Here is a 22,073-nt window from a genome sequence, read left to right as displayed (position 1 = left end):
TCAGATCTCGAGAATGACGACCGAGCGCGCCGGCAGCGTCAGCGTGGCCGACAGGTCGAAGGTCTTGCCAGTGAGCGCATCGACGCCGGAACGCGCGCCCTTGAGGATCTCCTGGAAGCGCGCTGTCGGCAGGCTCGCAGGCTTGGCGTTCTTGTTGAAGGCGACCATGACCGTCTTGCTGTCGTCGTAGCGGAAGTAGACCCAGGTGTCATGCTCCGGGCCGAACTGCATTGTCTTCCCGTGATGGATGACCGGCTGAGACTTGCGCCAGTTGACCAGCTTCGACACGAAGGCCTGCGCCTCGCGCTGCTTTGACGTGAGTCCCGCGCCGGTGAAGGCGTTGATCTTGTCGCCGGCCCAGCCGCCCGGGAAGTCGTGGCGGTAGCTGGCGTCGTCGCGGCCCTTGGCGGTGCTGGTCATCAGCACTTCGGTGCCGTAGTAGAACTGGGGGATGCGCGGCGCCGTCATCGTGAACACCAGGTCCATCTTGTACAGGTCGAAATCTTCGCCCACCGCGCTGTACATGCGCGCGACGTCGTGGTTCCCTTCGAATAGCACCAGGCTGGCGGGATCGGGATACAGGTAGTCGAGCGACAGCGTTTCGTAGGCTTCGTTGAAGCCCGCGTCCTTGTCGGTGAGCGCGGTGCGCATCGCGTACATCATCGGGAAGTCCATCAGGCCAGGCAGCGAGTTGACATAGCCGTTGGCGTTGACCTTCCCGCGCTGCCAGTGCGACACCACGGCCGGCGACTTGTGCCACTCTTCGCCCACCATGTTCAGGTTCGGGTATTCGGCCATGATGCGTCGCGTGTACTCGGTGAGGAAGGCGGTGTCCGAATAGCCGTAGGTGTCGATGCGAAGACCTGACAGGTGCGCGTATTCGATCCACCAGATGTTGTTCTGGATTAGATAGTTAGACACCATTGGATTGGTCTGGTTCAGGTCGGGCATGTGCGGGCCGAACCAGCCGGTGGTGAAGTTCTGGCGGTCCGACTCGGATCCGTACGGGTCCTGCACCGACACGCGGTGGTGCTCGGTCGGCACGAATTTGCCGCCGTGGTTGATCCAGTCGGGCATCGGCATGTCCTTCATCCACCAGTGGCCCAATCCGATATGCGACAGCACGACGTCCTGGATGACGCCGATGCCCTTCTTGCGCGCTTCATCGGACAGGCGGCGGAAGTCCTCGTTGCTGCCGTAGCGCGCGTCGATCCTGTAATGGTCGGTCGCGGCGTAGCCGTGGTACGAGTAGTCCGGCATGTCGTTCTCCACCAGCGGGGTGGGCCAGAGCTGGGTGAAGCCCATCGCGGCGATGTAGTCGAGGTGGCCGATGATGCCTTCGATGTCGCCGCCGTGACGGCCGGAGGGATTCTTGCGGTCGGCTTTCTCCGCCAGCGCCGGCGCGCTGTCGTTGGCCGGCGCGCCATTGGCGAAGCGGTCGGGCATGACCTGGTAAATGGCGTCGGCGCTGTTGAAGCCTTTGCGCTGCGCGGAGCCGGGCTCGCGCGCCATCAGCTGGTAGCTGTAATTGATGCTGGCGCCGGCGCCGCGGAAGGTGATGTCGAATTTTCCCGGCATGGCCTGGTCGCCGACCGTCAGGTCGATGAACACGTAATTGCGGTTGGGGACCCGCGTGACCGCGTCGATGCGCACGCCTGGATAGTCAAGCACCGGATCGAGGTCGGCGAGATGCGGGCCGTGCACCATCAGCTGCAGCTTCTTGTTCTGCATGCCGGTCCACCAGGATGGCGGCTCTATGTGGTCGATGCGGTAGTCGAACGCGTGCGCGGCGCCGGCGGTCAGGCAGGCGGCGCTGACGAGGAAGGGGGCAAGAAAATTATTCATTTTGGCAGCGTACTCGTTTGTTTCCCGGGAATCGGCACATTACTCATAAATGTAGTCCAACTACAGCCGCGGCGCAGCAGGGTTGTAGCCGAAATACAACGGCCAGCTCTCCCATTGGTAATGAGATGCGGGAAAAGTGCCATTTCCCGTAGTAACCCTCAACTGTCGTTGACACGAATTCTAGTTTTAATACAAAATCGGCATCAGACGCCTCAGAGCGTTTGCTTCTGGATCCCGCGGACAGGCGCTTCGCTGAGATGGCGGGAATAACACATTTAGAATGGATCGAGGGGACACATGAAGATTTTCGCAAGCAAGCGCGCCATGCGCAGCGCGCCTAACGGCCTGGCATTCCAGTTGAGCCCCGTGGCCGCCGGCTGCGCGATGCTGTTGTCGGCGCTGGCCGGCTCGGCAAGCGCCCAGCAAACCGCGCCTGCCGCCACCGCAACGGGCGAGCAGCCAATCCAGTCGGTCACCGTGAGCGGTATCCGCCGCGGTATCGAGACCGCCATCGCGGTCAAGCGCGACGCCACCGGTATCGTCGAAGCCATTTCGGCCGAAGACCTGGGCAAGCTGCCGGACATCAGCATCGCCGAATCGCTGGCCCGCTTGCCAGGCCTGTCGGCCCAGCGCGTCAACGGCCAGGCCCAATCGATCAGCATTCGCGGCACCTCCGGCGACCTGTCCACCGCGCTGTTGAATGGCCGCGAGCAGGTCAGCACCAGTTCCGACCGCACCGTCGAATACGACCAGTATCCATCGGAGCTGATCAACGCCGTCACCGTGTACAAGACCGCCGACGCGGCCGTGGTGGGCCAGGGCCTGTCGGGCACCGTGGACCTGCAGACGATCAAGCCGCTGTCGCTGCGCGAGCGCGCCTTCAACGTCAACGTGCGCGGCGAGCGCAATTCGCTGGGCAAGATCAGCGCCGGTTCGCCGGACAAGGGCAACCGCGTCAGCATGTCCTACATCGACCAGTTCGCGAACCGCACGATCGGTATCGCGCTCGGTTATGCGCGCCAGGACAAGCCGAACGTGTCGAACCAGTTCGAGACCTGGGACTGGGTGGACGGCTCGGTCGCCGGCGGCCCGACCGTCAAGGTACCGAAGGGCATCAAGGCGTTGGCCGTGACCGGCAACCAGGTGCGCGATGGCCTGATGGGCGTGCTCGAGTGGCATCCTAGCCGCGAGTTCACCTCCACCGTCGACGTGTACCACTCGCGCTTCAAGCAGGACGAGATCCGCCGCGGCATGGAAATCCAGCTGGCCGACAGCGGCAGCACGGTATTTTCCAACCCGACCGTCGTCAACGGCACGATGATCGCGGGCACCGCCAGCAACCTGCGCCCGGTCGTGCGCAACAACGAGCAGACTCGCAACGACAAGCTGTCGGCGATCGGCTGGAACAACAAATTCATCAGCGGCGACTGGACTGCCGTCGCGGACCTGAGCCACTCGAAGGCCGACCACGCAGAGCGTCTGATCGAAATCAACGCCAGCGTGCAGAACGCGCAGTCGCTCGCCTTCAATTACGCCAACGGCGGCGTTCCCGAGCTGAGCCTGACCGGCAATTATGCCGATCCGGCAGGTGTCAGGATCGGCAGTAATTTCGGCGAAGGCTACGTCAACGCGCCTAGCCTGACCGACAAGCTGACCTCGTTCCGCTTCAGCCTCGAGCGCCGCTTCGACAGCAGCGTGTTCCACAGCGCGGAAGTCGGCTTCAATTCGTCCAAGCGTTCGAAGGTCAAGCAGCACCTCGAGACCGGCTTCAACAAGATCGGCGACGGCAGCTTCTCGCCGTCCGTGATCAACGGTTCGCAAGACCTGCTTGGCCTGCCCGACACCCTGAGCTGGGATATCGGTGGCGTGCTGTCGAAGAACTTCGGTCCGTTCACGCCCGCCGTGCTGGTGCCTTGGGGCGCGACCAAGAACTGGAGCATCGACGAGAAGGTCAACACCGGCTACCTGAAGATGAACATCGACAGCGAACTGATGTCGATGCCGCTGCACGGCAACGTTGGCGTGCAAGTCGTGCATACCGACCAGAGTTCGACCGCCAACACATTGCGTCGCTGGCCGTTTGCCGACCTGATCCCGTTGACCGACGGCAAGTCCTACACCGACGTTTTGCCTAGCATCAACCTGTCGTGGAGCCTGCCGGACCAGCAAGTGGTGCGCTTCGGCGCCGGCAAGACGCTGGCGCGCGCCAAGCTCAATGAGCTGAACGCGGCGCTCGAAGTTGGCCTGACCCAGGACTCGAAAGGCAAGCCGTTCGGTAACGGCGGCAACGCCCAGCTCGACCCATGGCGCGCCAACGCGTTCGACCTGTCGTACGAGAAGTATTTCGGCACCAAGGGCTATGTCTCGGCCGCCGGTTTCTACAAGAATCTGAAGTCGTACATCTACAAGGTCACCAACCCGGCCGACTTCACCGAGTACCGCCTGGTCGGCGCCGACAGCAACATCGGCACCCTGACCCAGCCAAAGAATGGCCAGGGTGGTCGCCTGAGCGGCCTGGAGTTCGCGGCATCGACTCCGCTCGACATGCTGACCCCGGCCTTGGCAGGTTTTGGCGTGACGGCGAACGCATCGTTCACCAGCAGCCAGATCACCATCAAGGACCAGGCCTTCGGCAACCAGGACATTCCATTGCCTGGCCTGTCCAAGCGCGTGTTCAACCTGACCGCCTACTATGAAGCCAATGGCTACTCGGCCCGCGTCAGCCAGCGTCGCCGCAGCGATTTCGTCGGCGAAATCGGCGGCATCGGCGGCCAGCGCGACCTGACGTTCGTGAAGGCGGACAGCGTGGTCGACCTGCAGCTCGGTTACGACTTCGCCAGCGTCAAGGGTCTGTCGGTGCTGTTCCAGGTGAATAACCTGACCGACACCGCGTTCGAAACCTACTCGGCGCAGAAGGACCGTCCGCACGGCTACGCCAAGTATGGCCGCCAGATGCTGCTGGGCCTGAACTACAAGATGTAACTTCCCGCTTCGGCGCGTAAGGCGCCCGAAAGCGAGCAAAGCCCCGTCACTTCAAGTGGCGGGGCTTTTTTCATTCGCGGCGAAATAAGTACGTGTCGGGCGTCAAGAGAGTAAACTGTCGCTTTACGCGTTAATTAAGTGAGCAATTCCATGTCCGACACCCCCCTTCCGTTGTTTTCCGAGCTGAGTCTCTCCACCGCCGTCATCAAGGCGATCAAGGAGATCGGCTACGAAACGCCTTCGCCGATCCAGGCCGCCACCATCCCGCTGCTGCTGGCCAATCGCGACGTGCTCGGACAGGCCCAGACCGGAACCGGCAAGACCGCCGCCTTCGCGCTGCCGATCCTGTCGCGCATCGACATCAAGCAGCACTCGCCGCAGGCGCTGGTGCTGGCGCCGACGCGCGAACTGGCGATCCAGGTCGCCGAGGCGTTCCAGACCTACGCGGCGCATATCAAGGACTTCCACGTGCTGCCGATCTACGGCGGCCAGAGCTACGGCCCGCAGCTGTCGGCCTTGCGCCGCGGCGTGCACGTCATCGTCGGCACGCCAGGGCGCGTGATCGACCACTTGGACAAGGGCTCGCTGGACATCTCCAAGCTCAAGACGCTGGTGCTGGACGAGGCGGACGAAATGCTGCGCATGGGCTTCATCGACGACGTCGAGCAGATCCTGCAAAAAACGCCGGAGTCGCGCCAGACCGCGCTGTTCTCGGCCACGATGCCGTCGGCGATCAAGCGCATCGCCAAGACCTATCTCAAGGAGCCGGCGGAAGTGACCGTGGCGGCCAAGACCGGCACCGCCGATAACATCCGCCAGCGGTTCTGGATGGTGTCGGGCATGCAGAAGCTCGAGGCGCTGACCCGCATCCTCGAGGCCGAGCCGTTCGACGGCATGATCATCTTCGCCCGCACCAAGCTGGGCACCGAGGAACTGGCCAGCAAGCTGCAGGCGCGCGGCTTCGCGGCGACCGCCATCAACGGCGACATGCAGCAGGCGCAGCGCGAGCGCACCATCGCCCAGCTCAAGGACGGCAAGATCGACATCCTGGTGGCGACCGACGTCGCCGCGCGCGGGCTGGACGTGGAGCGCATCAGCCACGTGATCAACTACGACGTGCCGTCGGACCCGGAAAGCTACACCCACCGCATCGGCCGCACCGGCCGCGCGGGCCGCAGCGGCGAGGCGATCCTGTTCATCACCCCGCGCGAACAGGGCCTGCTGAAGGCGATCGAGCGCGCCACGCGCCAGCCGGTGTCGCCGCTGACGCTGCCGACCGTCAAAACCATCAATGACGTGCGCATCGCGAAGTTCAAGGACCAGATTACCGAGACCCTGGCCGCGGGCGGCAACGATGTGTTCCGCAACCTGATCGAGGAATACGAGCGCGAGCTGAACGTGCCTGCGGTGGAAATCGCCGCTGCGCTGGCGCGCCTGGCGCGCGGCGATGTGCCGCTGCTGCTGGAAAAGCCGGACCGTTCGGCCAAGGCCGCGCCGGCGTGGGAAGAGCGTCCGGCACGCGCGCCGCGCGCGGATGCGCCGGGCCGTTTCGACCGCGGCGATGTGCCTGCGTTCAAGAAGGAGCGCGTCAGCCGTCCGGCCGAAGAGGGCATGGGCACCTTCCGCATCGAGGTGGGGCATCAGCACGGCGTCAAGCCGGGCAACATCGTCGGCGCCATCGCCAACGAGGCGGGCATCGAATCGAGGTTCATCGGCCGCATCGAGATCTACGACGACTACAGCACGCTGGACCTGCCGTCGGACATGCCGCCTGACGTGATGGATCACCTGAAGAAGGTGTGGGTCGCCGGGCAGCAGCTCAATATCACGCGCGACGGCGAAGCGCCGGCTGGCAAGAGCGGCGGCGGCTTTGCGAAGAAGGCGGGCGACCGCCGGTTCGCGGAGAAGGGCAGCTTCTCCAAGGGGCTGAAGAAAGAACATCGCAAGGGCCCGAAGGGCGAATGATAGAGAAAGCCACCGGAGACGGTGGCTTTTTTGCTGTTGGGGTCAGGTCTGCCGGAGCGACGGGGACGCCTAGTCCGCGAAGTTGAGCGCTGGCGCGTCCGTCGTCGCGCATGCATAATCGCCGTATAACAACTACTGCTGGAAGCCACATGACGCGCCAAATTCTCGACGAAGCCCATATCCATCCTGCCATTCGCCAGGCCATCTCCGACCGGCACTCCGACATCATCCGCGAGGTGCAGGACGCAATCGCCAGCAACGACGTGGTGGTGGTCGGCATGGCGCAGAACCCGTTCCCGAAGAAAGCGCGCAAGTCGCTCGATGCGATTTCGGCGCCGTACAAGTACCTCGAGTACGGCAGCTACTGGAGCGAATGGCGCCGCCGCAGCGCCCTGAAGATGTGGACCGGCTGGCAGAGCTTTCCGATGGTGTTCGTCAAGGGTGTGCTGGTCGGCGGCGCCGATGATTTGCAGCGGCTGATCGACAGCGGGGAGTTTGCGCGGATGGTCGGGCCTAAACAGGGCGTCTGATCGAGCATGAAAGGTGCGGAAAATCTTCCGCACTCTTGAGATTCCTCCGGTCGCGATCAGGCTCCGGTGCGGCAAACTCTGATTGGTGCTGATAGGATGTATCAGATAGCAAATCGCTGGTACCGAAGGGTGATGGCAATGAATTCCATGGCTGACAACATTCGAATCACTGCACAGGTCTCTGATCCGATGGCGGAGAAGCTGCAAGCCGCCGCCGACCTTACCGGAGTATCCCTTGACGATTTTGTGATTCAGGCCGCGCTGGAGAAGGCCGGCGCCATTATTGATCGCGAGGAAACGATCTGGTATTCGCGAGAGGATGCGGAGTGGCTGATCGGCTTACTGGATAGTCCGGCGCAACCAAATGCCAAGTTGAGCCAGGCGTTCGAGCGATACAAGAACAAGGTCAACGATGGCTCATTGCGTGAGGACACTGAAGGCGACGCACAAGACCGGAAGTTTCAACAGCGGCAGCGACATTCTCGATAATTGGCTCAGGACGACAGCGAGGCAGCATCAAAACAAAGGTATTTCCAAGACATACGTATTGATCGACGACGCGACACCGGATTCAATTCTAGGTTTCTTCACCTTGGCAATTCGACGAATGATGCCGAAAGAGGCCTTGCCCGTCGAGATCGCTAAACGACTGCCGCCGAGCGTACCTTGTTACACCCTGGCTCGACTGGCCGTCGCAAAAGAACTTCAGGGTCAGGGAATTGGAAAAATCCTCCTGGTTGCCGCGCTTCGAAAGGCGCGGGCAGCGGCGCTGAAGGTGGGCGGTGTTGCGGTTTTTGTCGATGCTAAAGACGAGCGGGCTGCGGAGTTCTATAAAACGCACGGCTTTGCTCCGTCTCCGTCAGAGCCGCTCCTGCTTACTATCGGGATCAATCAAATTCCCGAGTAAGCAAACGCCGCTGATTCGAACTCGGCGTCCCCGTCGCTCCGGCGAACCTGACCCATTTTTTCAGTGTGCAGGCGCGAGTGCCGGTGTTTCGACCGCCACTTCTTTGGTCTCCCGCACCATGCACCACAATACCGCCGACACGGCCAGGCAGCCGCTGCAAATCATGAACAGCACGTTCGAATCCTCTGCCGATTTCAGGATGTAGCCGACGCCGGTCGAAAGCAGCTGCGGCAGCACCACCGACAGGTTGAAGATCCCCATGAAGAAGCCCATGCGGCTCTTGTCGACCTTTTCGCTCATGATCGCGAATGGCAGGCTGACCACTGCGCTCCAGCCGATGCCGACGATCGCCATCAGCGCGTACAGGCGGTGCGTCGAGTGGCCCGCGAACGCGATGGCAAAGTAGGCGGCGGCCATGATGGCGATGCAGCCGGCCTGCGTCCGGACCCGGCCGATGCGCTTTGCCAGCGGCGCCAGCACCAGCGCCGGCAGGATGAAGCCGACGATGTTCATGACCGCGAACGAAATCGAAATCACGTGCCCCGACTGCTGCGCCACGATATCCGGCGCATTATGCCCATCGACGATGTGCTGCTGGATGAAGGCGATGATGTACACGAACATCGACTGCACGCCGATCCACGAGAAGCCGTGCGCAAGGTAGATGCGCCACAGCTGGCCCCATTCGGTCTTCGTGGCGGCCACCGCATCGCCCTTGACGACCAGGTCGCGCGGCTCGGTGACGAAAAACATCGGCACCACCGAGAACGCGAACACGATGACCACGCCCACCGAGATCAGCGCGTAGTTGTCGATGAAGGCGCCGATCAGGTAGGCCATCACGCCGAAGAAGCCGGAGATCGTCTGCATCCAGGTGAAGCCCTTGGTGCGCGCGTCGCCTTCCGGCGTGACGTCGGCGATCAGCGCTCGGGTGGGGTTGAAGCCGATGTTGATCGACAGGTCCAGCGTCAGCGCGACGATCACCGCGACCACCAGCAGGTTGCCGATGCCGAGCAGGCTGGCGACAAGGTCGATCCGCGGCAGCAGGAACACCATCAGCGCGGCGAGCGTGCCGCCGATCAGGATGAACGGACGCCGGCGCCCGCCCCAGAACCACGCGTTGTCGCTAATGAGGCCAATCAGCACCTGGCCGATGATGCCGGCCAGCGGCCCGGCCGCCCAGACGATGCCGATCTCGTGGATGTCGAGATGGTACTTTGTGCTGAGGAGCCAGCTGAGCGCCGAAATCTGGATGCACAGCGCGAAGCCCATTGCCGTCGACGGCAGGCTGATGATCGCGTTAAAGGAGTGGCTCAGGCGCTTCTGCATGTCCAGCATGGTGTCCCCATTGTTCTGTTATTTGACTACAAAATGGCCTTTTGCAGGCGCGTTGTGCCTCGATTCTACTATGGAAAGGAATCGATTGACACTCGGAAAACGCCATGTTATTTTCCTACAAAATAATGAAGTCGGAAACACTTCGGAGACATCAATGGAAATGCAAACGGCTTCATTAAAACCCCGCCTGACGTTCTGGCAGCTGTGGAACATGAGCTTCGGCTTCTTCGGCATCCAGTTCGGCTTCGCGCTGCAAAACGCGAACACCAGCCGCATCTTCTCCACCCTCGGCGCGTCGCCCGACGACCTGCCGCTGTTGTGGCTCGCCGCGCCGGTCACCGGCCTGCTGGTCCAGCCGATCATCGGCTACCTGAGCGACAATACCTGGCATCCCAAGTGGGGGCGCCGCCGCCCGTTCTTCTTTGCCGGCGCCGTGTTCGCCGCGATCGCGCTCTTTTTGATGCCCAATTCCGCCAGCCTGTGGATGGCCGCCGCGGTGCTGTGGATGATGGACGCGGCGATCAACGTGTCGATGGAGCCTTTCCGCGCCTTCGTCGGCGACAAGCTCGATGCTAGCCAGCAGACCGCCGGCTACGCGATGCAGACCTTCTTCATCGGCTGCGGCGCGGTGATCGCCTCGCTGCTGCCGACGATTTTCTCCGACTACTTCGGCGTCAGCAACGTGCCGGTCAACGGCATGATCCCGGACACCGTGCGCTATTCGTTCTACGCCGGCGGACTGGTGTTCTTCCTGTCGGTGCTGTGGACGGTATTGACCTCGACCGAAGCCCCGCCCGCGGACATGGCGAAGTTCGACGCCAACCGCAAGCACTCGAAGAACATTGGCGTCGCGTTGCGCGAGATTTTCGGCGGCTTCGGCCAGATGCCCAAGACGATGGTGCAGCTGGCCCTGGTGCAGTTCTTCACCTGGATTGCGCTGTTCGCGATGTGGATCTACACCGGCACCGCGATCGCCGACCACGTGTACGGCACCACCGACGCGCAATCGGCCACGTACCAGAGCGCCGGCAACTGGGTCGGCATCATGTTCGGCGTATACAACGGCGTCTCCGCGCTGGCCGCATTCATCCTGCCGATCTTCGCGCGCGCCACCAGCCGCAAGCTGGTGCACACGGTCTGCCTGCTGATCGGCGGCGCCAGCCTGGCCAGCATCTTCCTGATCCACGACAAGCAGATGCTGATCGTGCCGATGATCGGCGTCGGCATCGCATGGGCCAGCATCCTGACCATGCCGTACGCGATCCTCGCCGGCTCGCTGCCGGCCAGCCGCATGGGCTACTTCATGGGCCTGTTTAACATCTGCATCGTGGTCCCGCAGATCATCAGCAGCGTGCTGCTGGGCTGGATCACCACCCACCTGTTCGCCGGCCACACGATCAACACCCTGATCCTGGGCGGCGCGTGCATGGCGCTGGCCGGCATCCTGACGCTGTTCGTGACCGACAAGGCCGCAGCGGCGAAGTGATTCGCGCCACGCTTTTGCCAGCTGTCGTATGGTAGCGGATTGTCTACAATACCAATCCATACGATAGCCAACAGGAGCTGCGAATGACCATACAAACAGTAGCGACCACGCCATTTGCCGGGCAGCGCCCCGGCACGTCCGGCCTGCGCAAGAAGGTGAGCGACTACCTTCAGCCGGGCTATCTCGAGAACTTCGTCGAGTCGATCTTCAACACCTTGGGCGACTGCAGCGGCCAGACGCTGGTGGTGGGCGGCGACGGCCGCTACTTCAACCGCACCGCGATCCAGGTGATCCTGCGCATGGCGGCCGCGCACGGCTTCGGCAAGGTGCTGGTCGGGCAGGGCGGCATCCTGTCGACGCCTGCCGTGAGCTGCGTGATCCGCAAGCACGCCGCGTTCGGCGGTATCGTCCTCTCGGCCAGCCACAACCCCGGCGGCCCGGATGGCGACTTCGGCATCAAGTACAACATCGGCAACGGCGGCCCGGCGCCGGAAAAATTCACCGAGGCGGTGTACATCGCCACGCAGTCGATTTCGGTCTATCGCATCAGCGACGAGGCGGCGCCGGACTTCGACAAAATAGGCGAGTCGCGCATCGAGCAGATGCAGGTGGAAGTGATCGATTCGGTCGCCGACTATGCCGAACTGATGGAAACGCTGTTCGACTTCCCTGCCATCCGGAAGCTGTTCGCGGGCGGCTTCACGATGCGCTACGACGGCATGCACGCCGTCGGCGGCCCGTACGCGCACAAGATCCTGGAGGGCATGCTGGGCGCTCCCGCCGGCACGGTCATCAACGGTACGCCGCTCGAGGACTTCGGCGGCCATCATCCCGACCCGAATCCCGTCAACGCCGCGGAACTGATCGCCGTGATGTTCGCCAAGGATGCGCCGGACTTCGGCGCCGCATCCGACGGCGACGCCGACCGCAACATGATCGTCGGCCGCGGCCTGGCGGTGACGCCGTCCGACAGCCTGGCCATCATCGCCGCCAACGCCACGCTGGCGCCGGGCTACCGCGACGGCTTGAAAGGCATCGCGCGATCGATGCCCACGTCCACCGCGCCGGACCGAGTGGCGAAAGCGCTCGGCATCAAATGCTACGAAACGCCGACCGGCTGGAAGTACTTCGGGAACCTGCTCGACGCCGGCCTCGCAACCTTGTGCGGGGAGGAGAGCTACGGCACCGGCTCGAATCACATCCGCGAAAAGGATGGCGTGTGGGCGATTCTTTTCTGGCTTAACCTGCTGGCCGCCACCGGCAAGCCGGTCGACACCATCGTGCGCGAGCACTGGACGCGCTTCGGCCGCAACTATTATTCGCGCCACGATTACGAGGCGGTCGAGTCGGCCGCCGCGGAAGCGATGATGGAGAACCTGCGCGCGCAGCTGGACGGATTGAAGGGCCGGCAGCTGGATGGCTTCACGGTCGATTTCGCCGACGACTTCGTCTACACCGATCCGGTGGACCACTCGGTCGCGACGAAGCAGGGCGTGCGGATCGTGATGACCGACGGCTCGCGCATCGTGTTCCGCTTGTCCGGCACCGGCACCGAGGGCGCGACGATTCGCCTGTACCTGGAAAAATACGAGGCCGATCCGGCTCGCCACGACATCGACCCGCAGCAGGCGCTGGCAGGACTGGCCGCCATCGCCGACCAGCTTTCGGATTTGAAGAAGCGCACCGGGCGCGAACACCCCACCGTCATCACCTGAGACAGGACCGCAACGCATGAAATTGACCACTCTGGCCTTATCCCTCGCGCTTGCCGGCGCCATCGTCAACCCGGCCGCGGCGCAGGCGCTACGCAAGCAGCCCTTCTCATGGGATAACGCCACGGTCTATTTTCTGCTGACGGACCGCTTCAACAACGGCAACCCTGCCAACGACCACGCCTACGGGCGCAAGGACGATGCGGCGCCGCTGCGCGGCTTCATGGGCGGCGACATCGCCGGCGTGACGGCGAAGATCAGGGAAGGCTATTTCAGGGACCTGGGCGTCGATGCGATCTGGATCACGCCGCCGGTCGAGCAGATCCACGGCAGCACCGACGAAGGCACGGGCAAGTCGTACGGCTTCCACGGCTACTGGGCGCGCGACTTCACGGCGGTCGACGCCAACCTGGGTACCGAGGCGGACGTGCGCGAACTGGTGGACACGGCGCACGCAAACGGCATCCGCGTGCTGCTCGATGTGGTGATGAACCATACCGGGCCGGTGACGAAGGAAGACCCGGTGTGGCCGCAGGAATGGGTGCGCACGGGACCGAACTGCACATACAAGGACGTGGCGACGACGATCGACTGCACGCTGGTGACCAACCTGCCGGACTTCCGCACCGGCGGCAACGCGGCCGTGAAGCTGCCGCCGGCGCTGGTGGCGAAGTGGAAAGCGGAAGGGCGCTACGAGCGTGAAGTAAAGGAGCTCGACGCCTTCTTCAGGCGCACCGGCTACCCGCGCGCGCCGCGCTACTACCTGATGAAATGGCATGCGGACTGGGTGCGCAAGTACGGCTTCGACGGCTTCCGCGCCGACACCGTCAAGCACGTCGAACCCGGTGTATGGAAGGAGCTCAAGAAGGTTGCGAGCGCCGCCTACGAGGACTGGAAGCGCGCCAATCCGGCCAAGCGGCTGGGCGACGACAAGTTCTACATGACCGCCGAGGTCTATAACTATTCGATCGCGCACGGACACCGGTTCGACCTGGGCGGCGGCGTCAATGTCGACTACTTCGCCAACGGCTTCGACAGCCTGATCAACTTCAGCGCGAAGGCCGATGCGCAGAAGGACATCGAGACGATGTTCAGCAGCTACTCGCAAGCGCTGAACGGCCCGTTGAGCGGCCGTTCGGTGTTGAACTATATGAGTTCGCACGACGACTCGATGCCGTTTGACGCGCTGCGCACGCGGCCGTTCGACACCGCCAACCGTCTGCTGCTGGCGCCGGGCGCGGCGCAGATCTATTACGGCGACGAGACCGCGCGCGTGCTGAAGGCCGACGGCGCCGAGGGCGACGCCAACCTGCGCAGCTTCATGAACTGGGACGAGCTGGCGAAGAACGCGCAGCGCGGCGCCTGGCGCATCGGCGAAGTGCGCGCGCACTGGGCGAAGCTGGGCATGTTCAGGCAGGCGCACATCGCGGTGGGCGCGGGCGTGCACCAGATGATCCAGTCCGCGCCCTACGTGTTCAAGCGCACTTACGACAAGGACGGCGTGCGCGACCAGGTCGTGGTGGCGCTGGGACTGCCGACCGACAAGCCTGCCAGCATTCCGGTGCGCGGCGTGTTCAACGACGGCCAGACGGTGCGCGATGCGTATTCGGGCACCAGCGCGGTGGTGGCCGGCGGCGTGGTGCAGTTCCCTGTGAAGAGCGCTGTGGCATTGATTTCGTACTGAGTCAAACTCAAAATGGGGTCAGCTCCGCAGGACCAGACCCCAGTCGCTGTCAGCAGTCGAAGTCATCCACTTCGGACGGCGTGAGGCTGAACAGCTCCTCGACCGTCACCCCGAGCGTGCGCGCCAGCTTCAGCGCGAGCAGGATCGACGGCACCATGCGTCCCGACTCGATCGCGTTGATCGATTTGCGCGTGATGCCGGAGAGGTCGGCCAGCTGCGCCTGCGTCAGGTTGCGCCTGGCGCGCTGCAGCTTCATCGTGGTAAACAGCGTTTCATCCATCGAGGCCTCAGCGATCGTAGAACAGCAGGCTGAGAAGCGTCACCGCCACGCCAGCGACCAGCGTCGCGCACGCGGTTGTCGCCACCGGTTGCGCGAAGCCGATCCAGACCGACGCCGCAATCAGCAGGAATTGCGCAATCAGCACGCCGAAAAATCCATTGCGATAGGCCCGGTTCAGGCTCGCCTTGTACAACTCGTCGCCAAGCATCGATTCGACCGCATTGCCCATCGGATCGATATCGGCCTTCTTCTTCGCGGCCTGCAGCCCGCCGACCGCGATCACGCAGACGATGGTGAGCATCGGCCAGATGGTGCGGGCAAGCCCGCCGGCCTGCGTATCGGGAAAGCCGAGCAGGGCGATCGCGAACGCTCCCATACAGACCACGACGGACAGGGCGGTCCACAATGCGCTGCGGTAGTAATGGGCAAGGCGGTCGATTTCGTTGAGTTCTTCGGGAAGCATGCGCCAACCTTTCAGGATCAATGTCGAGGAATGCAATGTAACACATCGGTATCTAAATGCAACCTATGAGTTACACGCGGATCCGCCAAGGTCTTTGATGTATTTCAGGCAATGCGGTATGCTAGCCGCGACCCGACGAAAGCGCCACTTGATGACCAAAGACCTCGACTCAGAACAAAAATTCAGCCGCAGCGCGTACGCCGACGGCCCGCGCCTGCTGGCCGACATCGGCGCCACGCACGCGCGCTTCGCGCTCGAAACGGCGCCCGGCGTACTCCGCGCGGTGCGCGTGCTCAAGTGCGACGACTACCCCGGCATCGTGCCGCTGCTGCACTCCTACTTGGCCGACCACGAGGGCATCCGCATCAATCACGGCGCCTTCGCGCTGGCCAATCCGATCAGCGGCGACATGATCCGCATGACCAATCGCGACTGGCAGTTCTCGACCGACGAGGTGCGCCGCGAACTGGGCCTGTCCACGCTGCTGATCGTGAACGACTTCACGGCGCTGGCCATGTCGCTGCCCGGCCTGTCCGGCCAGGACCTGATGCAGGTGGGCGGCGGCGCGCCGGCGGCGAACGCGGTGGTCGGCGTGCTGGGACCGGGCACCGGCCTTGGCGTATCGGGCGTGATCCCGACCATCGACGGTTTCGTCACCCTCGGCAGCGAGGGCGGCCACATGAACTTCGCGCCGGCCGACGAGCGCGAATTCGCGATCCTGCAATTCGCCTGGAAGGAGTGGCCGCACGTGTCGAACGAGCGCCTGATCTCCGGTCCCGGCATGGAAATCATCTACCGCGCGCTGGCGCATCGCAACGGCGTGAAGGCCGCGCCGCGCACCTCTCCCGACATCATCTCCGGCGCGCTGGAGCAGCACGATCCGCTGTGCATCGAGACGCTCGAATGCTTCAGCGGCATGCTGGGCGGCGCCGCGGCCAACCTCGCGGTGACCCTGGGCGCGTTCGGCGGCATCTTCATCGGAGGCGGCATCGTGCCGCGCATGGCCGAGTGGTTCGCCACGTCGCCGTTCCGCGCGCGCTTCGAAGCGAAGGGCCGCTTCACGGACTACCTGGCGCAGATCCCGACCTATGTGATCATGACGCCGAACCCGGCGTTCTACGGCGTCGCGACGATCCTGTCCGAACACCTGCGCGGCCGCAGCGGCGCCAACACGCTGATGGAGCGCGTGCAGCACCTGCAACACGAACTGTCGCCGGCCGAGCAGCGCGTCGCCACGCTGGTGCTCGAGCATCCGCGCAAGGTGCTGGGCGAACCGATCGCGGAGATCGCGCGCCTGGCCGACGTCAGCCAGCCGACCGTGATCCGCTTCTGCCGCTCGCTCGGCTTCCTCGGCCTGGCCGACTTCAAGCTGAAGTTCGCCAGCAGCCTGACCGGCACGATCCCGGTGCGCCACAGCCAGGTGCGGGTGTCCGACAGCACCCACGACCTGTCGGCCAAGGTGATCGACAACACGGTCTCCGCGATCCTGAAATTCCGCGACCAGCTCGACGTGGTGTCGATCGACCGCGCGATCCAGCTGCTGCGCAAGGCGAACCGGGTGGAGTTCTACGCGATGGGCAATTCGCGCGTGGTGGCGCTCGACGGCCAGCACAAGTTTTTCCGCTTCCGCATTCCCACCGCCTCGTATGGCGACTCGCACCTGTTCACGTTGGCCGCCGAGCTGCTCAAGCCCGGCGACGTGGTGATCGCGATTTCAACCGCGGGCGAACAGCCGGAACTGCTCGCGGCGGTGGAAGCGGCGCGCACGGCTGGCGCCGACGTCATCGCCATCACCGGCAGCAAGTCGGCGCTGGCGAAGAAGGCCAGCATCTGCCTGGCGGTCGATCACAGCGAGGACAGCACGACCTTCCTGTCGATGATCTCGCGCATCCTGCAGCTGCTGCTGATCGATATCATGTCGGTCGGGATTTCGCTGGGCGCGGCGGAGGAGGGCGAGCCGGACAAGCGCCGCCTGCTGATCTCGCACCTGGACCTGTAATCAGCGCCGCTTGCGCGTCAGCGGGAACAGGAACCACAGGCCGCCGAGGATGATCACGGTGCAGATCGCGCCGATCGTCGCCACCGTACTGTTGTCGATGGCGGCCATGGTCACCACGTAGGCGTCGATGGCAAACGCCAGCATCAGCGGCACCATGCCGGTGGTGATGAACTTCGACGACAGCTTGATCATCCTGCGCGACACCTTGCCGCGCTCGGCCAGGCGGTGATAGGCGGCGGGCGTCATCAGCAGTCCCATTGACAGGATCAGCAGGCCAAGCGCCACCAAGTAAGCTTCCTCGATCGCCACCGGCAGTTTTTCGAAACGTGTGTTGAACACCGCCATGGTCTGGAAACCGATCAGCGCCTGGATGCCGGGCAGGATCATGCGCGCCTCTTCCAGCATGTTGCGCATGTCGTCCTTCAGCGACTGCTCCTGCTCCAGTTCTGGAGGTGGGTTATTCATCCTTACTCCACGAAGACGACGGCGGTACGCGCCGGAATCGTGAAGGCGCCGGTGTCACCGTCGTACGCCGCCTGCTTCACCCGCGCATCGGCGCGGTGCGCGGGATGCAGCCGGTAGCGTTTCGCCTTCTCCGCATCGATTGTAACCGTGTGCGATTTCTTATCGACGTTAATGAAGTAACAGAGCGCGCCAAATGCCGCTCCGGGATAGCCCTTGCCGTCGAGGTGCGCGGCGATCACGGTCGCTTCCTGGCCTGGCCCGGTGTTATAAAAGCGCAGGCGCTGGGCGACGTCGTCGGCGCTGCGCAGCCGGAACAGCGTGGTGCTCGCGCGGATCGCCAGCAGGTCGCGGAAGGCGTCGCGCGCGAACGCGATGTCGGAGGGCGAGGGCTTGATCGCAGCGTTCGCCAGCAGCGGCTTGATCAGCGGGTAGTCCTTGCCGTTGTCTTCGGCCGGCGGCGCGCCGGTGCCGAAGTAGTTGTCGCTGTAGCTCCAGTCGATCCGGTTGAACCAGTCGCCCGAATTGAAGCTGTTGCGGTCCAGCGATTTCGAGCGCAGCGTGTCCACGCCGGCGTGGAAATAGGCCACGCCCTGGCTGAAGGCGTTGATGGCGGCGCCGAGCACCTGCACGCGCGCGCGGTCCGCGCTGGTCGTCGCCAGCGGAAGCTTGAACACATTCATGTCGTACAGCGTCTGGTTGTCGTGGTTCTCGACGTAGTTGACCGCTTCGCCCGGCTGCGCGGCGTAACCAGCCGGCTGGCCGTTGTAATCGATATCCTGCAGCGTGCGCGTCGCACCATCGTGCGTCGTCATCCGGTAGCTGCGCAGCGAGCCGGCCAGGCCGACCCTCACCATGTCGGCCGCTTTCAGCAGGTCGGCGGCCGGGCGGTTGCCCGCGAGCGCGTTCGGATCGTAGACCAGGCCGTTGATGTAGCCCTGGCGCGCGATCATCTGCTCGCCCGTATCGCCGGCCGAGCCGCCGCGCACAGCGTCGCGCGCGCGGTCGCTGAAGGTGCCGATGCCGGTGCCGCCAAGCGACTGCTGCGACGCCTGCACGAAGCGCGCGCCGTCGGCCACTTCGCCGAAGTTCCAGCCTTCGCCGATCAGCTGCACGTGACGGCCCGCGGCGGCGTCCACGCTCTTCTGAAGCTGCTCCATGACGGCGCGCGGCTGGTGGCCTATCAGGTCGAAGCGGAACGAGTCGATCTTGTACTGCTTCGCCCACAGCGCGACCGAATCGATCATGAGCTTGCCCATCATGAGGTTTTCGGTGGCGGTGTTGTCGCAGCAGGTGGAGCGTTCGACCACGCCGGCCGCGTTCAAGCGGTGGTAGTAGCCGGGCACGATCCGGTCCAGCACCGATTTCTCGTCCTGTCCCGAGCGGAAGGTGTGGTTGTACACGACGTCCATGCCGACGCGCAGACCGATGCGGTGCAGGTTCCGCACCATTTCGCGCATCTCGACGATGCGGCGCGCGCCGTCGGACGGATCGGTGGCATAGCTGCCTTCCGGCGCGCTGTAGTGGAACGGATCGTAGCCCCAGTTGAAGCAGTCGGTGTCGGCGGTCTTCTTCACCAGCGCCTGTTGTGCCTCGCTGTCCGGTGCGCCGGCGGGCGTCGGCATCGCGCAGCCTTTTTCGGGCACGCTGCCGATGTCGTATACCGGCAGCAGGTGGATGTCCGTCAGCCCGGCGCGGCTCAGCGCGGCCAGGTGTTTCATGCCGTTCGAGCCGTTCTCCCCGAATGCGGCGAACTTGCCGCGGTGCGGCGCACTGACGGTCGGATCGTTGATCGAGAAGTCGCGCACGTGCAGTTCGTACACCACCATGTCGGTCAGGGCTTTCACCTTCGACGGGATTGGCGTGCTGTCCCATCCCGCGGGCTTGAGCGACGGCGACGCAAGGTCGGCGATATAGCTTCTCTTGGAATCCGTGGTCAGGCTGACGGAATACGGATCGGTTACCTTGTTGCGCACCAGGCCGACGCCGTCCACGGCCACGTCGACGAGGTAGGTGTAGTACTTGCCGGCGAGCCTGGCGGAGGCGGGTGCGCTCCAGACGCCGGTTGCCGGGTCGGCCTGCATCGGCGCGACCGACGACGCTTTCGAATTGCCGCTGTCATAGATGCAGACGGCGGCGTGCTGCGCCGTGGGCGCCCACAGCCTGAATGCCGTACGGCTGGCGCCGAGGTCGGGCACCGCGGCGGCCTGCGCATACAGGTCATCGAGCGCGCCGGCCGACTGGATGCGTGTTGCGGCGCGAACGGCGCCGTCGGCGCCTTCCAGCGCGAGCACCAGCTGTTCGCGATGAAGAGCGGGCAACCGGGCCAGGTCGCCATCGCGCACTGCCAGCACGGGACCGGCGCCGACGTACTTGAAACGTTGCGCCTCCGCGGCCGGCACTGGCTGGGTGGAGACGTCCAGCGTCAAGGCGCCGGCAGCACCGGCGACGGCGGCGCCCGGCCTGGCGACGATGGAGCCAACGGGTGAGTGATACAGCTTGAACACGCCGGCAGCATCGGCGCCTGGCCATTTGGCGAGGCGCCGGTTGAGCCACACCGCGCGCGCTTCAAAGTGCTCGGCGGAGGGATGCAGCACGGTCTGGTGCGAGGCGCTGTCGCATGCCGCAAGCGGAACGTCCGCGGCGCAAGCGAAAGTGGTCAACAGCGCGCCGAAGCCCGCGATAACGACGCGAGCACGGCGCGTAGGAACACTCATTGAATCTCCTTAAAGCGGCAGGGGCGCTGACCCCGTTTTGAATATGCCGCCAACAATTTAACATGGGGTCAGGTCCGCGGGACCAGACCCCGATACTGCCAACGGTGCGAGTTCAAACGCGGTAGTTGTCGGTCAGGGGATAGCGTTTCGCGTACCAGCCGAAGATCACCGCTGCGGTGAGCGCGAACGCGGCGAAGAAATACATCTGGAAGGCGATCACGCCCAGGCCGCTGTCCCTGATGTAGCCGAGCACCGCGTCGTTCTTGACGCTGGAATTGACGATCAGGACCCACAGGCTGCCGACAGTGACTGCCAGGCTCCAGAACGCCATGATGATGCCTTTCATCGAGGCCGGCGCCTGGCTGTAGGCGAATTCGAGGCCGGTCGCCGACACCAGCACCTCGCCCAGCGTGAGGATCGCGTACGGCAGGATCTGCCATGCCATCGAGGTCGCGTTGCCGTGGTCCATATGCACCTGGATGGCGCCGATGACGATCCAGGCCAGCGCGGTGAAGCCGATGCCGGCGGTCATGCGGCGCAGCGCGGTCGGCTCGATGCCCATCTTGCGGATCGCCGGGAACAGCACCAGGTTATTGAAAGGGATCAGGATCATCACCAGCAGCGGGTTCAGCGCCTGCATCTGCGCCGGCACGAACTTGAACTCGTTGCCGAAGAAAGAGAAGGTCGGCTGGGTCATCGAGTTGGCCTGCACGATCCAGGTCGAGGCCTTCTGGTCGAACAGGGACCAGAACGGCGTGACGAGCGCGAACACGATCAGGATGCGCAGCACGGCGCGCACGCCGTCGACCGCTTCGTCCGGATGCATGCCGCGCGCCCGTTCGAGCTGCATCGAGGTGCCCACGCCGCCGAACGCGATCAGGAGCACCAGCGCGAGGCAGGCGCTGATGACGAAGCCCCATTGCCACGACATCGCCAGCGAACCGATCGCGCCGATCGCGCCGATGGCGGCGACCACCAGCCCTGGACGGCCCTGGCCGGGCTTGTGCGTAACCAGCGCGGTGCGCGCGACGCGCATGAACGAATGCGGATCGGCCGGCGCCGGCGGCACGTGCACATACTTGCGCTTGCCCATCCAGAAGACGATCGTGGCGATGAACATCAGGATGCCGGGAATGCCGAAGGCGACCGAGGGGCCGTAGCTCTTGAGGAAAATCGGCATCAGCAGCGACGCGAAGAAGGAGCCGAAGTTGATGATCCAGTAGAAGGCGTCGAATACCAGCTTGGCCTTGTGCTTGTTGGTCTGGTCGAACTGGTCGCCCACGAAGGAAGACACCAGCGGCTTGATGCCGCCCGATCCCAGCGCAATCAGGAACAGGCCGAAGTAGAAGCCTTTCAGGTTGTCGTCGAACGCGGCCAGGCAGGCGTGGCCGGCGCAGTAGACGAGGCTGAGCCAGAACACGGTATTGTATTTGCCGAAGAAGCGGTCGGCCAGCCAGCCGCCCAGCAGCGGGAAGAAGTACACGCCGATGACGAAAGTGTGGAACACGTGCTTCGCCTCGCCGGCGCGGTCGGCCTCCGGCAGGAACAGCAGCAGGGTGCTGATCAGGAACGGCGTGAGGATGTTGCGCATGCCGTAAAAGCTGAAGCGCTCGCAGCCTTCGTTGGCGATGATGTATGGGATCTGGCGCGGCATGCGCCCCGCGGCGGTTGGCGTTTCTGTCGATGCGTCGAGCGTGGCTGCG

Annotated in this window: 16 protein-coding genes; 9 read left to right on the top strand and 7 right to left on the bottom strand. The window is 64.0% G+C overall.

The window, feature by feature from the left end:
* The gene (locus Q4S45_RS15740; RefSeq protein WP_305505795.1) at positions 1–1,845 is read right to left on the bottom strand and encodes a glycoside hydrolase family 13 protein; all 1,845 of its coding nucleotides are present in this window, start codon (positions 1,843–1,845) and stop codon (positions 1–3) included.
* 297 nt (positions 1,846–2,142) lie between these two features.
* Here Q4S45_RS15740 and Q4S45_RS15735 point away from each other — a divergent pair, with 297 nt between their 5' ends.
* The 5 genes from Q4S45_RS15735 (at position 2,143) to Q4S45_RS15715 (ending at position 8,229) form a co-directional block, all read left to right on the top strand.
* Positions 2,143–4,827 carry a TonB-dependent receptor gene (locus Q4S45_RS15735; protein ID WP_305505793.1) on the top strand — a complete coding sequence of 895 codons (2,685 nt, stop codon included), beginning with the start codon at positions 2,143–2,145 and terminating at the stop codon, positions 4,825–4,827.
* A 150-nt stretch (positions 4,828–4,977) separates the two neighbouring features.
* Positions 4,978–6,792: a DEAD/DEAH box helicase gene (locus tag Q4S45_RS15730; RefSeq protein WP_305505792.1), complete on the top strand. Its 1,815-nt coding sequence runs from the start codon at positions 4,978–4,980 to the stop codon at positions 6,790–6,792.
* Between the two features lie 149 nt (positions 6,793–6,941).
* The gene (locus Q4S45_RS15725) at positions 6,942–7,322 is read left to right on the top strand and encodes a glutaredoxin (protein WP_305505791.1); all 381 of its coding nucleotides are present in this window, start codon (positions 6,942–6,944) and stop codon (positions 7,320–7,322) included.
* A 132-nt stretch (positions 7,323–7,454) separates the two neighbouring features.
* Positions 7,455–7,811, top strand: a complete 357-nt coding sequence (locus tag Q4S45_RS15720) for a DUF1778 domain-containing protein (RefSeq protein ID WP_305505790.1) — start codon at positions 7,455–7,457, stop codon at positions 7,809–7,811.
* The gene (locus tag Q4S45_RS15715) at positions 7,747–8,229 is read left to right on the top strand and encodes a GNAT family N-acetyltransferase (RefSeq protein ID WP_305505789.1); all 483 of its coding nucleotides are present in this window, start codon (positions 7,747–7,749) and stop codon (positions 8,227–8,229) included. Before Q4S45_RS15720 ends, Q4S45_RS15715 begins: the two co-directional genes overlap by 65 nt.
* Positions 8,230–8,289: 60 nt before the next feature.
* Here Q4S45_RS15715 and Q4S45_RS15710 read toward each other — a convergent pair whose 3' ends face one another.
* Positions 8,290–9,567: an MFS transporter gene (locus tag Q4S45_RS15710; RefSeq protein ID WP_305505788.1), complete on the bottom strand. Its 1,278-nt coding sequence runs from the start codon at positions 9,565–9,567 to the stop codon at positions 8,290–8,292.
* A 154-nt stretch (positions 9,568–9,721) separates the two neighbouring features.
* Here Q4S45_RS15710 and Q4S45_RS15705 point away from each other — a divergent pair, with 154 nt between their 5' ends.
* The 3 genes from Q4S45_RS15705 (at position 9,722) to Q4S45_RS15695 (ending at position 14,449) form a co-directional block, all read left to right on the top strand.
* Entirely contained in the window at positions 9,722–11,053 is a 1,332-nt protein-coding gene (locus tag Q4S45_RS15705) for an MFS transporter (protein WP_305505787.1), read from the top strand.
* Between the two features lie 83 nt (positions 11,054–11,136).
* Positions 11,137–12,768, top strand: a complete 1,632-nt coding sequence (locus Q4S45_RS15700; RefSeq protein ID WP_305505786.1) for an alpha-D-glucose phosphate-specific phosphoglucomutase — start codon at positions 11,137–11,139, stop codon at positions 12,766–12,768.
* A gap of 16 nt (positions 12,769–12,784) precedes the next feature.
* Positions 12,785–14,449 carry an alpha-amylase family glycosyl hydrolase gene (locus Q4S45_RS15695; protein WP_305505784.1) on the top strand — a complete coding sequence of 555 codons (1,665 nt, stop codon included), beginning with the start codon at positions 12,785–12,787 and terminating at the stop codon, positions 14,447–14,449.
* Between the two features lie 49 nt (positions 14,450–14,498).
* Here the strand turns inward: Q4S45_RS15695 and Q4S45_RS15690 are convergent, their stop codons facing one another.
* Both Q4S45_RS15690 and Q4S45_RS15685 read right to left on the bottom strand, forming a co-directional pair.
* Positions 14,499–14,729, bottom strand: coding sequence for a helix-turn-helix transcriptional regulator (locus Q4S45_RS15690; protein ID WP_305505783.1), 231 nt, complete (start codon positions 14,727–14,729; stop codon positions 14,499–14,501).
* Positions 14,730–14,736: 7 nt separating this feature from the next.
* On the bottom strand, positions 14,737–15,192 hold the full coding sequence (locus tag Q4S45_RS15685) for a hypothetical protein (protein WP_305505782.1): 456 nt from the start codon (positions 15,190–15,192) through the stop codon (positions 14,737–14,739).
* Positions 15,193–15,343: 151 nt separating this feature from the next.
* Between Q4S45_RS15685 and Q4S45_RS15680 the strand changes: the two genes are divergently transcribed.
* Positions 15,344–17,191, top strand: coding sequence for a glucokinase (locus tag Q4S45_RS15680; RefSeq protein WP_305512120.1), 1,848 nt, complete (start codon positions 15,344–15,346; stop codon positions 17,189–17,191).
* Here the strand turns inward: Q4S45_RS15680 and Q4S45_RS15675 are convergent, their stop codons facing one another.
* From Q4S45_RS15675 to Q4S45_RS15665, 3 genes are all read right to left on the bottom strand, one after another.
* Positions 17,192–17,656: a DUF6328 family protein gene (locus Q4S45_RS15675; protein WP_305505781.1), complete on the bottom strand. Its 465-nt coding sequence runs from the start codon at positions 17,654–17,656 to the stop codon at positions 17,192–17,194.
* Positions 17,657–17,658: 2 nt separating this feature from the next.
* On the bottom strand, positions 17,659–20,370 hold the full coding sequence (locus Q4S45_RS15670) for an alpha-1,6-glucosidase domain-containing protein (protein ID WP_305505780.1): 2,712 nt from the start codon (positions 20,368–20,370) through the stop codon (positions 17,659–17,661).
* Positions 20,371–20,482: 112 nt separating this feature from the next.
* Positions 20,483–22,024 carry an oligopeptide:H+ symporter gene (locus Q4S45_RS15665; protein WP_305512119.1) on the bottom strand — a complete coding sequence of 514 codons (1,542 nt, stop codon included), beginning with the start codon at positions 22,022–22,024 and terminating at the stop codon, positions 20,483–20,485.
* Between the last annotated feature and the right edge of the window lie 49 nt (positions 22,025–22,073).

This window comes from Massilia sp. R2A-15 (genome assembly GCF_030704305.1).
GTDB lineage: Bacteria > Pseudomonadota > Gammaproteobacteria > Burkholderiales > Burkholderiaceae_D > JAFCUW01.
Note: the sequence above shows the minus strand (reverse complement) of the source record. Positions and strands in the feature narration are given on the sequence as shown.

Bases quoted from the DNA above. Each gene is read 5' to 3' on its own strand.
- Q4S45_RS15690 (WP_305505783.1), bottom strand. From the start codon at position 14,729: ATGGATGAAACGCTGTTTACCACGATGAAGCTGCAGCGCGCCAGGCGC.
- Q4S45_RS15710 (WP_305505788.1), bottom strand. From the start codon at position 9,567: ATGCTGGACATGCAGAAGCGCCTGAGCCACTCCTTTAACGCGATCATC.
- Q4S45_RS15735 (WP_305505793.1), top strand. From the start codon at position 2,143: ATGAAGATTTTCGCAAGCAAGCGCGCCATGCGCAGCGCGCCTAACGGC.
- Q4S45_RS15675 (WP_305505781.1), bottom strand. From the start codon at position 17,656: ATGAATAACCCACCTCCAGAACTGGAGCAGGAGCAGTCGCTGAAGGAC.
- Q4S45_RS15720 (WP_305505790.1), top strand. From the start codon at position 7,455: ATGGCAATGAATTCCATGGCTGACAACATTCGAATCACTGCACAGGTC.
- Q4S45_RS15705 (WP_305505787.1), top strand. From the start codon at position 9,722: ATGGAAATGCAAACGGCTTCATTAAAACCCCGCCTGACGTTCTGGCAG.
- Q4S45_RS15700 (WP_305505786.1), top strand. From the start codon at position 11,137: ATGACCATACAAACAGTAGCGACCACGCCATTTGCCGGGCAGCGCCCC.
- Q4S45_RS15725 (WP_305505791.1), top strand. From the start codon at position 6,942: ATGACGCGCCAAATTCTCGACGAAGCCCATATCCATCCTGCCATTCGC.
- Q4S45_RS15730 (WP_305505792.1), top strand. From the start codon at position 4,978: ATGTCCGACACCCCCCTTCCGTTGTTTTCCGAGCTGAGTCTCTCCACC.
- Q4S45_RS15670 (WP_305505780.1), bottom strand. From the start codon at position 20,370: ATGAGTGTTCCTACGCGCCGTGCTCGCGTCGTTATCGCGGGCTTCGGC.
- Q4S45_RS15685 (WP_305505782.1), bottom strand. From the start codon at position 15,192: ATGCTTCCCGAAGAACTCAACGAAATCGACCGCCTTGCCCATTACTAC.
- Q4S45_RS15665 (WP_305512119.1), bottom strand. From the start codon at position 22,024: ATGCCGCGCCAGATCCCATACATCATCGCCAACGAAGGCTGCGAGCGC.
- Q4S45_RS15740 (WP_305505795.1), bottom strand. From the start codon at position 1,845: ATGAATAATTTTCTTGCCCCCTTCCTCGTCAGCGCCGCCTGCCTGACC.
- Q4S45_RS15695 (WP_305505784.1), top strand. From the start codon at position 12,785: ATGAAATTGACCACTCTGGCCTTATCCCTCGCGCTTGCCGGCGCCATC.
- Q4S45_RS15680 (WP_305512120.1), top strand. From the start codon at position 15,344: ATGACCAAAGACCTCGACTCAGAACAAAAATTCAGCCGCAGCGCGTAC.